Below are 13693 nucleotides of genomic sequence, written 5' to 3'. Positions count from 1 at the left end.
GCGACGTTCGCAATCGCCAGTCAACCGGTCTCCCGCAAATAGAAAATGCCATACTTCGGCCTGAGTCAATTTATTAATTAACTTTCTTTACTAATTATTCGACGCTATCGTGGCGATGGCGGCATCGCCTCTGAGCGATACGCCCGGTAGGGAGCGTCATGGACGACGGTATCGTCAGATCGATAAGTACGGGACTAAGCCAGAAGGGTGTTCGGGATCACAACGAACGCCTTCTGCTGTCGCTTCTGCTGCGCCACGGCGAGCTGGCGGGCAGCGATCTTGCGCGTCTGTCTGGACTGTCCGCCCCCACCGTATCCGGTATCCTGCGCCGTCTGGAAACCGAGGGGCTGTTATCGCGCCGCGCGCCCGTCCGGGGCCGTGTCGGCAAACCATCCGTTCCGATGGCACTGGCCCCCGATGGAGTTCTTTCGCTGGGCCTGAAAATCGGTCGTCGATCGGCAGAATTGTTGTTGATGGAGTTCACCGGCGGGATGCGTCGTCAGCTTCGGCTCGATTACGATGTCTTGCGCCCTGGTCCGGTACTGGACTTCCTGACCGAAGGGCTGGGCGATCTGTGCAGCGATCTGTCTCCGAACGAGGCGCTGAGGCTGTGCGGACTGGGGATTGCAGCTCCGTTCGAGATCTGGAATGCCAGCACCCCCTCGCTTGAATTTCCGGAATGGAACGGCACAAACCTGCGCGCGGCCCTTGCGGGTATCACCGCCCTGCCCGTTCTGGCGATGAACGACGCCACGGCGGCCTGCCTGGCCGAACAGATCTATGGCCGCGGCAAGGAATTCCGGGATTACGCCTATTTCTTCGTCGGCTCCTATCTGGGTGGTGGGATCGTCTTGAACCACTCTCTCTATGAGGGGCATCGGGGCAATGCGGGCGCGCTCGGATCGCTGCGCACCATCGGTCCCAACGGCGAAAGTCGGCAACTGGTCGACATGGCATCGCTGCATCTGTTGCAGACCCGCCTGCGCGATGTCGGACTGGACCCTGCCCGCCTGTCCGAGGGACCGAAGACATGGGCCACGCTGGCGCGACACGTGGAGCCATGGCTGGGAGAGACCGCACAGGAGCTGGCCAAGGCCAGCCTGTCGACCTGCTCCGTCATCGACTTCGAAGCAATCCTGATCGACGGGGCCTTTCCCGAAACGATCCGCCATCAATTGGTCGAGCGGGTACGCCGATATCTGGCGACGCAGGACACCCGCGGTCTGATCGTGCCGCGCATAGAAGCCGGGCGCGTGGGCGGCAACGCCCGAACGCTTGGAGCGGCGTCGGGACCGATCGTAGCGCAATACCTGCTCAACACGAATACCTTCCATACCACCGAAATCGTGGATCAGGCGGGCTGACGACGGTTTCAGCCGCTATCGGAACAATTCCTCGGTCTGATCGTGCAGACCGGAGGGATGGTCACGATGCGGTGGCAGCTTCGAATCCGGATAGCTGATCTGCAAATCGCCTGTCGTAGGGTCGTAGACAACCCGGCGTGCCCGCACCCCGCGCAGATCCGCCTGCACCAGCGGGATCGCCTCGGCCTTCAGGTAGTCCAGACAGACTTCGGCAATCTGGCCGCCCACATCCTTGCCGCGCGTCAGTGTATGCGCGCCCCCGGCGATCCGCGCCTCCAGCCCTGCGCGGCGCGCGCCCTGCCGCATCAGCACATTCACCAGCCTCTCGATTTCGGCCACGATCGCCCCGCCCCCCATCGGGCCGGGATCGACGCAGTGGAAAATATGCGTCATGCCACCCTGTCGTCCTGCGGAATCGTGCAGGAATATCCCGACGCAGGACCCAAGTGTCGCCGTCAGCCAGATACCAGGCCGATCGATGACGACGAAGTCGCCCTGCCCCACTTCCCGCCAGGTGGAGAGATCGCTTGCAGGCCGTTGCGGCGAACATCGACTTGCAGCCTGACGCTGGATGGCGCGGCCCGGATGTGTCATCCAATCCCCCCGTGACTTGCGGCAATCGGAAAGCTGCCGACTGCTTCAGCTAGAACAACTTCCTGAAGATCGCCTTAACAGCGTCACCCATTCGTGACTTCCGACCCGGAGAACGGGACGATATTGCCGAAAGCGGAGGACTTGTCATGACCGCACCCGCCGAGACACCCACTCTGTTGTCCCGCCGTCGTGTTCTGCTGATCGGCGGCGGTGCTGTCGCCGTTGTCGCCACAGCGGCCACAGGGCTCATTCTGGCGCGACGCGACACCTTCCGGGGGGCCGAGATGACGCCACCCGAAGCACTGGACGCCCTGCGCGCCGGGAAGATCATGCTGATCGACATCCGGCGCCCGGACGAATGGATGAAGACCGGCGTGGCCGAGGGTGCGCAGACGCTGGACCTGCGGCGCGACGATTTCGTCGAGGCGCTGACCCGGATGGCCGACGGCGACCTTAACCGGCCCATCGCACTGATCTGTGCGCGGGGTGTGCGGTCGGACCGGACCGGCACGCGGCTGACCGATGCCGGATTCACTCAGATCATCGACATCCCCGAAGGAATGCTCGGCTCGCGCGCCGGGCCGGGCTGGCTGGAGCGTGGCCTGCCGGTGACCCTGCGATGATCGCACGTCTGGCGGGCCTGCTGGCGGCGGCGGTGATCGGTCTGGCCGCTGCGCCGTCTGTCGCGCAGACCTGCGGGCGCGACGATCCGCCCTGCGAAACGCCGCTGGGCACCTACCGCGTGGCCCTGCCCGACGGCGACGGCCCCTTTCCGGCGGTGATCTTCCTGCACGGCGCAGGGGGCACCGGACGCGGAGCCCTGGGCATGACCGGCACGATCAAGGCCTTCACCGACCGCGGGTATGCGGTTCTGGCCCCGGACGGACTGCCGTGGCGCGACGACCGGGAGGGCGGCATCTGGTCGTTCCGCAATGACATCATGCATGGTCCCGGCCGGGATGAAGCCGCGTTCTTCGCCGAAATCGTCGCCGACGCGGCGCAGACCCATGCCATAGACCCCGACGCTGTGATCCTTGCGGGTTTCTCCGCAGGGGCCTTCATGGTCAGCTATCTGGCCTGCGATACACCCGATGCTTTTTCGGCATACGCCCCCGTCTCGGGCGGGTTCTGGCGACCGCATCCCGCAAGCTGCGCCGGGCCTGTGCGGCTGTTCCAGACACATGGCTGGAAAGACAGCACCGTCCCGCTGGAAGGACGTGTCCTGCGCAACGGCCAGTTCGTGCAAGGCGACATTTTCGAAGGCCTGGCCCTGTTCCGCGCGGCCAACGGCTGCGAACAGCCGAACCCGTCCGGCACCCGCACGACCGGCGATTTCCAGCGCCGGTATTGGACCTGCGCCAAAGACAGCGCGCTTGAAATGGCGTTGTTTCCCGGCGGCCATGGTGTGCCTGCCGGATGGGCCGACATGATGCTGGACTGGTACGAGGCACTGCCGGTCCGAGCATTGCCGGTCCGATAAGTCGTGCACCCCTGCGCCCGATCATTGCGCCGGGCTGCCCTCGACGCTTGATTTCAGCTTGGCCCGCCATTGCGCCGCGCGCTTGGCGACCAGAGGCGCACGCACCTCCTGCGGGGTAGACAGGCTGCCGGGAAGGTCGAGGCCAGACATCCACGACAGCGGGACCGCAAGAAACAGGCTGGCCATGATCGGGATCAACCAGAGCGATACGAACCCGGTAGCCATACCGATAAGCAGCACCGCCCCCAGTAGCGTCTCGAATGCGTGAAACCGAAGAACGGCTGCGAAGGGCCGCGCAGCGCCGTTGCGGGATTGCGGCGTCCAATCGAACCGCTTGCCGGTCAGGGCCGAGACGACGGCCATGGTCTGCTGCACCATCAGGATCGGCGCATAGGCGATCGACACTGCGATCTCCAGCAGGAGCGAGCCGGTGAATTGCCACGTCCCCCCCATCCGCGAGACCGGCGTGCCCGAAGCGATCAAGGCAGATGCCCCGACCAGTTTCGGGGCAAGCAACAGGGCATACATCGTGACCATCAGCCAGACGTGGTTGATGGGACTCATCTCGGGCCAGTTCGGCATCATCGGGTTCTCGGGCGAGAAGTAGTTGATGACGGAACGGTCTGCGGACACGCCGATCACAGCCCAGAGCGCCAGCAGCAGGAACCACAACGGCGACAGCAGATACCCCATCGCGCCATGGAACATGTGGAACCGCGACAGCGCATGCAAACCGCGCGTGCCCAAGAGACCAAGGTGTTGCAGATTACCGCGACACCAACGCCGGTCGCGCAGAACGTGGTCGATCAGGGTCGGCGGCGTTTCTTCGTAACTGCCGCGCAGACGCGGCAGGAACCGGACCGACCAACCGGCGCGGCGCAAAAGGCCAGCCTCGACGAAATCATGGGACAGGATCAGGCTATCGCGTCCGCGCAGGCCCCGGACATGCGGCAAACCGGCGGACGCGGCAAAGGCTGCGGTGCGGATGATGGCGTTGTGGCCCCAGTAATTGCCTTCGCGCCCCGTCCAGCGGGCCAGTCCTTCGGCCAAGGCGACGCCGTAGATGGCGTTCGCGAATTGCTGGCTGCGGGCGAAAAGACTGCGGGCCCCGATCAGTTGCGGAAACGACTGGATCAGTCCGGCGGAGGTATCACGTCCCATTGCATCGGCCAGCGACCGGATCGCCTGCGCGGACATCAGGCTGTCGGCGTCCAGCACCAACATGGCGTCATGCGCGCCGCCCCATTGCGCCACCCATTGCGCCAGATTTCCGACCTTCCTGTCAGTGTTCTGCACCCGGCGTCGATACCAGACACGAACATCCGGCAGTCCTGCGCGGATTGCGGCATAGGTGGCCTCTTCCTGCGCGGCGCGGACCGGATCGCGGGTGTCCGACAGAATATAAAGCGACCAGCGATGCGCGCCGGGGGCGGCGGCCAGACGTTCCAGCATGGCGGCGGCATTGCCGAACACGTCCCACGGCGCTTCCTCGTGCACCGGGACCAGAAGGGCCACATCCAGAGGCGTGATCGGGCCTTCGTCTGGCGGCGTCCGGCTGAACAGCGCGCCTGACCCCGCCAGCACGGTGACGAAAGTCAGCGCGATCCAGAAGAACCCCGCGCCGATCAGCATCGCCAGCAGGGCCTCGGCCCAGCTTGTGCCATCGGCGGCGAACCACGACAGAAACCCCCAGAGCAGGACGCCTGTGCCGATGGCCGCCGGCAGGAACGTGCCCAGACGCCAGAACACGGCACCCGCATCGGGCGCAGACACCGGGGCCGCATGGTCGCGGAACCGGCGCGACAGATCCTGTTGCGGGTGCGCCAGCGGTGCGGAGGGCGGCATCGAGAGGACCAGGCGCGACTGCGTCATGCGCGCGTCCAGCGGTAGAGCCAGACTTCGGTCGCCGGTTCGCCGTTGCGGAACACCTGCGCGCGCAACTCCACCGTATCGGCCTTGCCCGGGTCGAAGGTGAAAGCCAGACGAACGCCGCCAGTTTCTGGATTGCGCTGCAACACCCCGTCAGAGGTCGGGACGCGGGCGCTGATCCGCACCACCATGTCGTCGAACTGACCCGGATCGGCGTCATCATCCGCGCCCCCGGCAACCGCAAGCGCAGCATGATCGGCGAAATCTATCGCTGCAAGCCACGCATCGCGCGAAAAGTTCAGCCCCATGTAAGTTTCCACAACGCGCGCGACATCGCCCCGGCGCGGTGGCGGTGTCGGCCCGGTCTCGTCAGTCCACAGCATACGATAGGCGAACCGGTACTCCCGACCGGCGGCCAATGGCTCGCGCGGACGCCAATAGGCGACAATGTTGTCGTAGATTTCCTGATCCGACGGGATCTCCACCAGACGGACGATGCCGGGGCCCCAGTCATCCGCGGGTTCGATCCAGAGGCTGGGACGTTCATGATAATATGCCTCGAGGTCCGCGAAATCCGAAAGGCGACGGGCGCGCTGCATCAGACCGAAGCCGCGCGGCGCCTCGTCGACGAAGCTGCTGACCTGCAGGGATGTCGGGTTCGCCAGCGGGCGCCACAGCATTTCGCCCGCACCGTTCCAGACCAACAGGCCGTCACTGTCATGAACCGCGGGGCGGAAGTCGGGAAACCTGGAACGGTTAGTCTGATCGTAAAGGAACATCGACGTCAGCGGCGCGATTCCCACATGGTCCAGATCGACACGGGGGAACAGGGTGCAATCGACCTGCATTTCGCAGGCCGCCCCCGGTGTGATGCGGATGCGATAGGCCCCGGCGACAGACGGGCTGTCCATCAGGGCATGCAGCACGATGTCCGGATCGCCGGGCGACGGCTCCTCGACCCAGAAGCGGATGAAATCGGGAAACTCCTCGCCCTCGGCGTCGCCGGTGCCAAGCGCCAGACCGCGCGCCGACAGGCCATAATACTGAAGCGCCCCGATGGCCCGGAAATAGCTGGCCCCCTGGAAGACGGCGAATTCGCGGTGGTTCATCTCCCCTTCGTACCGGTGGCGCAGGCGCAGACCGGAATAGCCCATTGTTTCATCGACGGGCAGGTCCGGGGCATCATCGGTTCGGTCGAACAGATCGAAATCGAAGGCCAGACGGTTGCCCATGCCGGCGCGCACGACATCCACCTCGACCGCGCGAGAGAAGTAAAGACCGGGATGAAACAGATCCATCTCGAACGGCAGGTCGGTGTCGGCCCAGATGGCGTTGCGCGTGTCGAACCAGATCTTGCGATAATCGTCATAGGACAGGTTACGCCAGGCCTCGGGCACCTCCGGGCGCGACACAAAGTTCCGCTCGGCCAGATCGCGGGCCAGCATCCGCACGGTGTCGCGGTCAAACGGAGTGCTTTCCAGAAACCGCGGTATCGCGGCCCGCAACGGCGTCGCAACCGTCAGCGCCAGAAGGGACACCCCCGTCAGGAACCCGCGACGCCTCATCGCCTGACTTTCCAGGGTTGGGACTTGAACCATCCGGCCCCGTAGGCACAGGCAATCAGCAATCCGGCACCGGTCAGATTGATCAGCGCCCAGGTGAAGCCATTGCGTCCGATGACATCCAGAAGATAGCCGTTGATCCGCGCCAGAACCATCGAGAACACGAAAACGGCAAGGCTCTGCTGACCTACCTTCATCACGATGGCGACCACTTCGTCCCATATGCGCGCGACGGCCCCCTGCCCGACCGCCACCAGACGGTGCCCATGGGTGCCAGCCGCAGTCCATGCCAGATAGGCCAGCGCCAGAAAATGGACGTAGCGCAGGATCGCGAAGTCGGTCTTGTCGAACAATGCCCCATTCGCCTGCCGCCAGTCGAAGGCCGGATTACAGGCCCCGAAACCCGTCTCGGTGCAACCCGTCAGGCTGACGTAGATGTCTTTCAGAAGACCAAGCTGGAAGAACCGGAAGCCAATGTTGGACACGAAGAAATTCATGATGACGATGGCCAGCGCCAGCCCGATCAACCATGGCCGTACCGGCGGTGCCGGAATCCAGCCACGCATGAAGGCAAAGCCGGTGAAGAAGATCAGCTGCCAGCCAAATGGATTGAAGAACCATGTCCGGTCGGACCACGGCTCGGCCGGGAAAGCCAGATACCAGGCCCCCAGGCCAAGACTCTCCAACAGTGCCTGCTGCGCAAACAGCCAGATCGTGATCGAAACGACAGCCAGCAATGGCAGGGACACCCGGCTTAGCGCCATGAAGACGGGCATCAGCAGCAGAACGATCATATACATAGGCAGAATGTCGAAATAGTTCGGCACATAGGTCAGTGTCACCAGTCCGATCAGTTGCGGCCCCGGATCGGCGAAGAACTTCCACAGGTTCAGGGTGCCGATATACTCACGGTCCGGATGCCATCCGGTCGCGTCCAGTGCCGCCAGCATCGCGGCAATCACCAGGAACATCGCGAGATGTATCCAGTATATCTGCCAGACGCGATAGCCGACGCGCGCGGCGCCCAGCGACCACCCTGCCCGGTCGAACGTCCGGCCGAAGGCGATGGCCGACGCCATGCCGGAACAGAAAACAAAGATCTCTGTCGCGTCGGAAAACCCCCACCGTGCCGGTATCCACGACGTCCATGCGTTGCCGGGCGTATGCGCGAACAGGATGATGAACATCGCGATCCCGCGAAAGAAATCCAGTCGCGGATCGCGGATCGCCAGCCCCGCCGTTGCCATGGTCGGGCTAGACGTCGCGAAAGCCTCATTCGGGGTCGTCGTCGTCATTCGGGTCATTATTCCTTACTGTGCGCGACCTACGCGGACGCGCCCTTTGGGCAAGACACATTTTCCGCCCTTGCGATCAAGTCTCGCCGCGCTGCGGCATAGGCATCTTCGTATCCTCCGCGCCGCGCCGTTCGGTCGGCAAGAATGGCTTTCGCATCTATCAGTTGCCCGGCGCGCAGGCCCGCGTCGATGATCAGCCGCTCGAATACGTCGCGCTGGGCGTGGCTGCCGCCCGCCCCCTGCATGTGCGGACGCGCCCTGGCCAGCGCGGCGAAGGCGGTGCCGTAATCGCCGTCGCCAAACGCCTCCAGCCCACGTGCGGCGTTCAGACCGGGGACCGCCATCAGGCGTTCGATCTCGGTCCCGGAGCGGGCCGCATCGGCTGCCAGTCTCGCCATCATCCGCGCGGTCGCGCCCTCGCGGCCATCGTTGGTCAGCGCCAGAAGATAATGCAGGTCGGCAAAGATCAGGCAGCCGTCCTCGGTCCGTTTTTCGGACAGGTCGGCCAGTTCCTCCCAACGCCTCCCGACGTCGACGCCCTCCAGCTCCAGCCGGGACAGCAGCGACGTCGCGTTCGAGATATCGCGGTAATCATCGGTCTTTTCCGACCGGATACGGGTGTCGTAAAGGTCCAGAGCCTCGTCCATGCGACCAAGGTCCAGCAGCATCAGCGCCTTATGCCACCAGACGTGGAAGCCGAAGTTGTTGCAGTGGATCCATGCCGCCTCGCGGCCCTCCAACCAGTCCAGTCCGCCTCTGGCGTCGGCGGTCATATCATAGACGTGGGTCACGGCGTGCAGGCCCCAGGCGTCGTCGGGCGCCAGCGTCAGCGCGGCGCGACCCGTCAGCACGGCATGGGCGTAATCGCCGGTTTCTTCCAGCGCGAAAGCATGGCAACCCAGCAGGTAACCGCGTCCGGGATGATCGTCGTCATAAGTCGGCAGCACTTTTTCGACCGACTGGCGCATGCCGGGCCCGTCACCGATCACGAAGCGCAGCGCATGGCTCAGCTTCATGGCCAGCGTATCGGTCGGGGCGCTTGCCAGAGTGGCCTCGATCGCCGTGATGGCCACACTTGGATTGCCCTCAAGGAAATGGCGCAGCGCGACAATCAGGCTGCGTTCGCGGGCGTTGGCCCCGGATTCGAGGGCTTCTGCGCAGGCCAGTGCTATCTGCGCTTCGTGCATCACCTCTCGTCGTCCCAGCAGGGCATAGAACAGCCCCTTGACCGCATGTGCCGCAGCAAAATCGGGGGCGATCTCCAGCAGTTTGCCCAAGTGCACCGGCGTCATTGCACCATGAGCCAGGAAAGCCGAAATCATGGCGTTCCATTCCCTCACCGCCGCCGCATCTGTCAGGGAGACGGGCTGATCGAACAGGTCGTGACGGGTCATGGCTACTCCGGGAAAGACGGGAAATCGCTACTGCTTGGCAGACACCTATCCGGCGCATGTTCCTCAGCCTATAGCCGGGGCCCGACCATAACGGACACGTGACGCCCCGTCATCGACTGTTGAGCGATTTCAGGCGCCAAGACCCCGTATTCTGGCTGTTCCCTGCCGATCAATCGCCTTGGAACGGGTCATCCCGCGTCAGCCGGTCGGTATCGGCCCCGAACCGTGGCGGCGGGTGGCGATAGGTTACCGGCGTTGCCGACAGGTGCAGCGGATTGCCGATCAGCGGCAACGTCAGATCGCCCGTCTGCCCCGGTGTCGTCATGTCGAGGGTCAGGCCCCGAGCCGCCGCCTGATCGGTGGCAAAGACCTGCGGCAGGGTCTGCACCGGCCCGACCGGGACGCGGGCACCCTCCATAGCCGCGATAACCTCCGCAGTGGAGCGCAATCGCAGTGCCGGAACAAGGTATTCAGCCAGCGCATCCCGGTTCTTCATCCGCATTGGATTCGTCGCATACATGGGGTCGTCCGGCAGCTCGGCCAGATCAAGAACGCTGCAGAACCGTCTGAACTGGCTGTCATTTCCCACAGCGACGATGACATGGCCGTCCATCGTCTCATAGACATCATAGGGTACGATATTCGGGTGACCGTTGCCGCGCCGGATCGGGGCCTGGCCGCTCAGTCGTGTGTTGACGCCCTCGTTGATCATCCATGCGATCTGGCTGTCGACAAGTGCGACGTCGACCTGCTGCCCCTCGCCGGTCGCCTCGGCATGACGCAACGCGGCAAGAATTCCGACGCAGGCATACATCCCGCACATCACGTCCGCGATGCCGACGCCGACCTTCATCGGCGCGCCATTCGGGTCGCCGGTCAGGGACATGATGCCGCCATAGCCTTGCGCCATCAGGTCATAGCCGGGCTTGGACGCATTCGGCCCGGTCTGCCCGTAGCCCGAGATCGAACCATAGACGAGCTTTGGATTTACCGCGCTCAGGCCAGCATAATCCAACCCGTATTTCGCAAGACCGCCGGGCTTGAAATTTTCCAGCACGATATCGGCCAAGGCCGCAAGACGCCGCACCTCGGCCTGACCCTCGGGCGTGGCAATATCAATGGAAACCGACAGCTTGTTGCGATTCGCAGACATGAAGTATGCTGATAAATCAGTATCTTCCGATCCGTCCTTCACGTAAGGAGGGCCCCATTGCCGGGTATCGTCGCCGCCCGTTCCGGGATTTTCGATCTTAAGGACTGTCGCCCCCAGATCGCCCAGAAGTTGCGTGCAGGTCGGGCCGGCCAGAATCCGGCTCATGTCGAGGACGCGGACGCCGTGCAATGGTCCTTCAGATCCGGCCATCGTATGCCTTTCTATCAATTTCACAGGCGATCAAGGTGAATGTGTCAGTCGCCAGCGCCGTCGTCATCGCTTCGCGCAGCCCTGCCCGGTCGCGCACCTGCACGCCGTTTCCACCGAAGGCGCGCGCCACGGCGGCATGGTCCGTCGGGCCGAAGTCTACGCCTGTGTTCTTCATCTGCCGCTGTCGCTGCTTCAGTTCGATCAACGCCAGCGACTGATCCACGAACACCACGAACACGACCGGCAGGCCCAGCGTCGCGGCACTGGCCAACTCGCCCGCGACCATCAGAAAGCCCGCGTCCCCCATGAACCCCACGACAGGGCGGACCGGAGCAGCGCGTTTGGCCCCGATAGCCAGCGGCAGGGCGCATCCCATCGTGCAAAGGCCCGACGACTGCAACAAGGTGCGAGGCGCGGGGCATTTCCACATTTGTGACAGAAGAATACGGTGCGCGCCGGAATCCACCGTGGCGATGGTATCCTGCGGGCAGACGTCGCGGCAGACGGCGACGATGGCGTCCGGCCCCCAATCCCCCACCGGAAAGGACTTCGCCAGTGCGTCCCGCGTCTTGGCAGCGACATCCCAGACTTGCCCAGCGGTCACCCCGTTGCGGATCGCGTCGAGCGTTGTGCCGACCGGCGCAATAACCTCCAACGTTGAGCCGTGCATGCCATGCAGGTTCGGCGCGTGGCTGATGTCGAGGACGTTCTGCGACGCCGGATCCCAGACGCCGCGCCAACCAGGCCGCATTTCGATCGGGTCGTAACCGGCCAGAACGATCAGGTCGGCGTCGCGGAACAGTGGCAGGAGTGTCCTGTCCGCCAGAGGCGACAAACCAGCGCCGCCCAAGGCCAGAGGATGCCTTTCGTCCAGCAGACCCTTGCCTTTGTAGGTCGTGACCAACGGTACCGACTGTGCCTCGCAGAACGCCCTGATCGCGTCGCCTGCCCCATCGCGCAATGCATCCAACCCGGCCAGCATGATCGGTCGTTTGGCGCTGGCCAGCCAGCCGCGTGCCGTCGCCAGCGCATCTTCACCAATGGCACCCGGCGCAATATCGGCGTGATGCACCACCATGTCGGGCACCTTTGCATCGGCGACTGAAATCGGCACGTCGATATGCACCGGACCGGCGCGACCGCCCGCTCCGCCGGTGGCGATCCGCACGGCCTTGTCGGCCTGTATCGCTGCGGCCCCCCCAGTCAGGGTGAAAGTCGCATTGGTAATCGGAGCAAAAACGGCACGGTGGTCGAGGACCTGATGATTATATGTCTGCGCTTCTTCCGGGTCGACACAACCGGTCAGCACGATCATCGGCACACGATCCTGTTCGGCATTCGCGACAACGTTGACACCATTCATCGCGCCCGGACCAACGGTCGCCACAAGAATGGCCGGCGCATTGTCGACATGATATGCACCTTCGGCCATGAATCCGGCGGCATTCTCGTGATGGCACAGGGTGAATTCGATCCCAGCCGTCTCCAGCGCGTCGATCAGGGTCAGCACCTCACCTCCGGGCATGCCGAAAGCACGGCGACAACCGGCAAGGTAGAGGCGTCGGGCAAGAACGTCGGCGGCGCGAATGGTGCTCATTGCGCTGCGATATCACCCCTCGGCCCTGCGTCAAACGTCCCGGACCGCTGTGACAGCTTTCTGTCGAGAATGTGAGCCGCGATCTGGTTGCGCAAGACCTGCGCTGTGCCCCCGCCGATGGTGAACATGCGCACATCGCGGTACATCCGTTCCAGCGGGGTATCGCTGCCGTATCCCGCCGCGCCGAACATCTGCAGTGCCCGGTCGACGACGCGGATCGCGGTTTCCGACGAGAGTAGCTTGGCGCGCGCGGCCTTGATGCGGTCGGGCAGTATGCCGCTCGCGGCGGCATCCAGCAGCAGAAGGCGCGCGGCGGCCAGTTCCGTGTCCATGTCTGCCAGTATCCATTGCAGACCCTGAAATTCTGCCAAAGGGCGATCGAACTGGCACCGGTCCAGCAGATGATCGCGCGCCAGCATTGCTGCCCCGGACGCGACACCCAATGCAATTGTACCGGCCCCGATCCGCTGCACGTTATACGCGCCCATCAGATCGCCAAACGACGCGTCCAGCATGTTGTCGGTTGCGACAAAGTGATCCGTAAAGGTCAGTTCCGCTTCGGGCATGCCACACAGGCCCATCGTCCGTTCCAGCCGCGTGACAGCAAGGCCGGGGCCCGCTTCCGTCAGAAAACCGCGGATGCCATCAGGCGCCTGCGCAAATACCAGATGCAGGTTCGAAATCCCACCGCCAGTGATCCAGTGCTTCACACCGTTCAGACGCCATCCGCCCGGTGCGGGCGTAGCGGTCGTCGTCATGGCGCGGGCGTCGGACCCTGCCCCCGGCTCGGAGATGCAGATCGCTGGCTTGTCGCCCGACATTACACCCTCCGCCCACTGCGCTTTCTGCACATCGGTGCCATAGGACATAACGGCGGTCAGTGCGCCCATATTGCCTTCGACCAGAACGCGGGCGGTCAGGGTACATGCGCCCGCGACGACTTCGATGATCGGCACGATCTGGGTCAGCGTCAGGCCCGGCCCGCCGAATTGCTCTGGAACGGACATCCCCATCAGCCCGGCGCGCGTCAGGTCGGCGACGTTATCATGGCAATAGCGCCGCTCCCGATCCCAGATTGCGGCGCGTTCGGCGAAAGTTGGTGCAAGAGCTTTGGCGCGGGTCAGATGGTCAGACATGGCATTCTCCTTGCTGGTACGCCTCGCCCATGCTCATGT

At 64.0% G+C, this 13693-nt stretch carries 11 protein-coding genes; 3 read left to right on the top strand and 8 right to left on the bottom strand.

Translation table 11 applies throughout. From position 1 onward, the window contains the following. The first annotated feature begins 158 nt into the window (after nucleotides 1-158). Nucleotides 159-1364 (top strand): ROK family protein, encoded by a 1206-nt coding sequence (locus AC13C2_RS08645; RefSeq protein WP_482886561.1) that lies wholly within the window; start codon nucleotides 159-161, stop codon nucleotides 1362-1364. A 15-nt stretch (nucleotides 1365-1379) separates the two neighbouring features. Here the strand turns inward: AC13C2_RS08645 and AC13C2_RS08640 are convergent, their stop codons facing one another. Next, nucleotides 1380-1958, bottom strand: a complete 579-nt coding sequence (locus AC13C2_RS08640; RefSeq protein WP_092763640.1) for a chemotaxis protein CheD — start codon at nucleotides 1956-1958, stop codon at nucleotides 1380-1382. A 146-nt stretch (nucleotides 1959-2104) separates the two neighbouring features. Here AC13C2_RS08640 and AC13C2_RS08635 point away from each other — a divergent pair, with 146 nt between their 5' ends. Next, entirely contained in the window at nucleotides 2105-2581 is a 477-nt protein-coding gene (locus AC13C2_RS08635; RefSeq protein ID WP_482886560.1) for a rhodanese-like domain-containing protein, read from the top strand. Then, nucleotides 2578-3438: a CE1 family esterase gene (locus tag AC13C2_RS08630; RefSeq protein WP_482886559.1), complete on the top strand. Its 861-nt coding sequence runs from the start codon at nucleotides 2578-2580 to the stop codon at nucleotides 3436-3438. Before AC13C2_RS08635 ends, AC13C2_RS08630 begins: the two co-directional genes overlap by 4 nt. A 21-nt stretch (nucleotides 3439-3459) precedes the next feature. Here the strand turns inward: AC13C2_RS08630 and mdoH are convergent, their stop codons facing one another. From mdoH to AC13C2_RS08595, 7 genes are all read right to left on the bottom strand, one after another. Further along, a complete protein-coding gene (gene mdoH / locus AC13C2_RS08625; protein ID WP_482886558.1) occupies nucleotides 3460-5310 on the bottom strand; it encodes a glucans biosynthesis glucosyltransferase MdoH in 1851 nt (616 codons plus the stop codon). Next, nucleotides 5307-6872 (bottom strand): OpgD/OpgG family glucan biosynthesis protein, encoded by a 1566-nt coding sequence (locus tag AC13C2_RS08620; protein ID WP_482886557.1) that lies wholly within the window; start codon nucleotides 6870-6872, stop codon nucleotides 5307-5309. The genes mdoH and AC13C2_RS08620 overlap by 4 nt, the downstream gene beginning before the upstream one ends. Next, entirely contained in the window at nucleotides 6869-8164 is a 1296-nt protein-coding gene (locus AC13C2_RS08615; protein ID WP_482886556.1) for an OpgC family protein, read from the bottom strand. The genes AC13C2_RS08620 and AC13C2_RS08615 overlap by 4 nt, the downstream gene beginning before the upstream one ends. 29 nt (nucleotides 8165-8193) lie before the next feature. Further along, complete coding sequence (locus AC13C2_RS08610) at nucleotides 8194-9558, bottom strand: tetratricopeptide repeat protein (RefSeq protein WP_482886555.1); 1365 nt, start codon at nucleotides 9556-9558, stop codon at nucleotides 8194-8196. A 169-nt stretch (nucleotides 9559-9727) separates the two neighbouring features. Next, nucleotides 9728-10921 (bottom strand): CaiB/BaiF CoA transferase family protein, encoded by a 1194-nt coding sequence (locus AC13C2_RS08605; protein WP_482886554.1) that lies wholly within the window; start codon nucleotides 10919-10921, stop codon nucleotides 9728-9730. Continuing rightward, a complete protein-coding gene (locus AC13C2_RS08600) occupies nucleotides 10908-12518 on the bottom strand; it encodes a thiamine pyrophosphate-binding protein (RefSeq protein WP_482886553.1) in 1611 nt (536 codons plus the stop codon). The genes AC13C2_RS08605 and AC13C2_RS08600 overlap by 14 nt, the downstream gene beginning before the upstream one ends. After that, on the bottom strand, nucleotides 12515-13654 hold the full coding sequence (locus AC13C2_RS08595) for an acyl-CoA dehydrogenase family protein (RefSeq protein ID WP_092763659.1): 1140 nt from the start codon (nucleotides 13652-13654) through the stop codon (nucleotides 12515-12517). The genes AC13C2_RS08600 and AC13C2_RS08595 overlap by 4 nt, the downstream gene beginning before the upstream one ends. Between the last annotated feature and the right edge of the window lie 39 nt (nucleotides 13655-13693).

The organism is Jannaschia sp. L-14R (assembly GCF_056857695.1).
The sequence above is the reverse complement of the archived record's forward strand: the minus strand, read 5'-3'. Positions and strand labels throughout refer to the sequence as shown.

What these genes read in the sequence shown, in the direction of transcription:
- mdoH (WP_482886558.1), bottom strand. Translation starts at nt 5,310, where the DNA reads ATGACGCAGTCGCGCCTGGTCCTCTCGATGCCGCCCTCCGCACCGCTG.
- AC13C2_RS08620 (WP_482886557.1), bottom strand. Translation starts at nt 6,872, where the DNA reads ATGAGGCGTCGCGGGTTCCTGACGGGGGTGTCCCTTCTGGCGCTGACG.
- AC13C2_RS08645 (WP_482886561.1), top strand. Translation starts at nt 159, where the DNA reads ATGGACGACGGTATCGTCAGATCGATAAGTACGGGACTAAGCCAGAAG.
- AC13C2_RS08600 (WP_482886553.1), bottom strand. Translation starts at nt 12,518, where the DNA reads ATGAGCACCATTCGCGCCGCCGACGTTCTTGCCCGACGCCTCTACCTT.
- AC13C2_RS08610 (WP_482886555.1), bottom strand. Translation starts at nt 9,558, where the DNA reads ATGACCCGTCACGACCTGTTCGATCAGCCCGTCTCCCTGACAGATGCG.
- AC13C2_RS08595 (WP_092763659.1), bottom strand. Translation starts at nt 13,654, where the DNA reads ATGTCTGACCATCTGACCCGCGCCAAAGCTCTTGCACCAACTTTCGCC.
- AC13C2_RS08615 (WP_482886556.1), bottom strand. Translation starts at nt 8,164, where the DNA reads ATGACGACGACGACCCCGAATGAGGCTTTCGCGACGTCTAGCCCGACC.
- AC13C2_RS08630 (WP_482886559.1), top strand. Translation starts at nt 2,578, where the DNA reads ATGATCGCACGTCTGGCGGGCCTGCTGGCGGCGGCGGTGATCGGTCTG.
- AC13C2_RS08635 (WP_482886560.1), top strand. Translation starts at nt 2,105, where the DNA reads ATGACCGCACCCGCCGAGACACCCACTCTGTTGTCCCGCCGTCGTGTT.
- AC13C2_RS08640 (WP_092763640.1), bottom strand. Translation starts at nt 1,958, where the DNA reads ATGACACATCCGGGCCGCGCCATCCAGCGTCAGGCTGCAAGTCGATGT.
- AC13C2_RS08605 (WP_482886554.1), bottom strand. Translation starts at nt 10,921, where the DNA reads ATGGCCGGATCTGAAGGACCATTGCACGGCGTCCGCGTCCTCGACATG.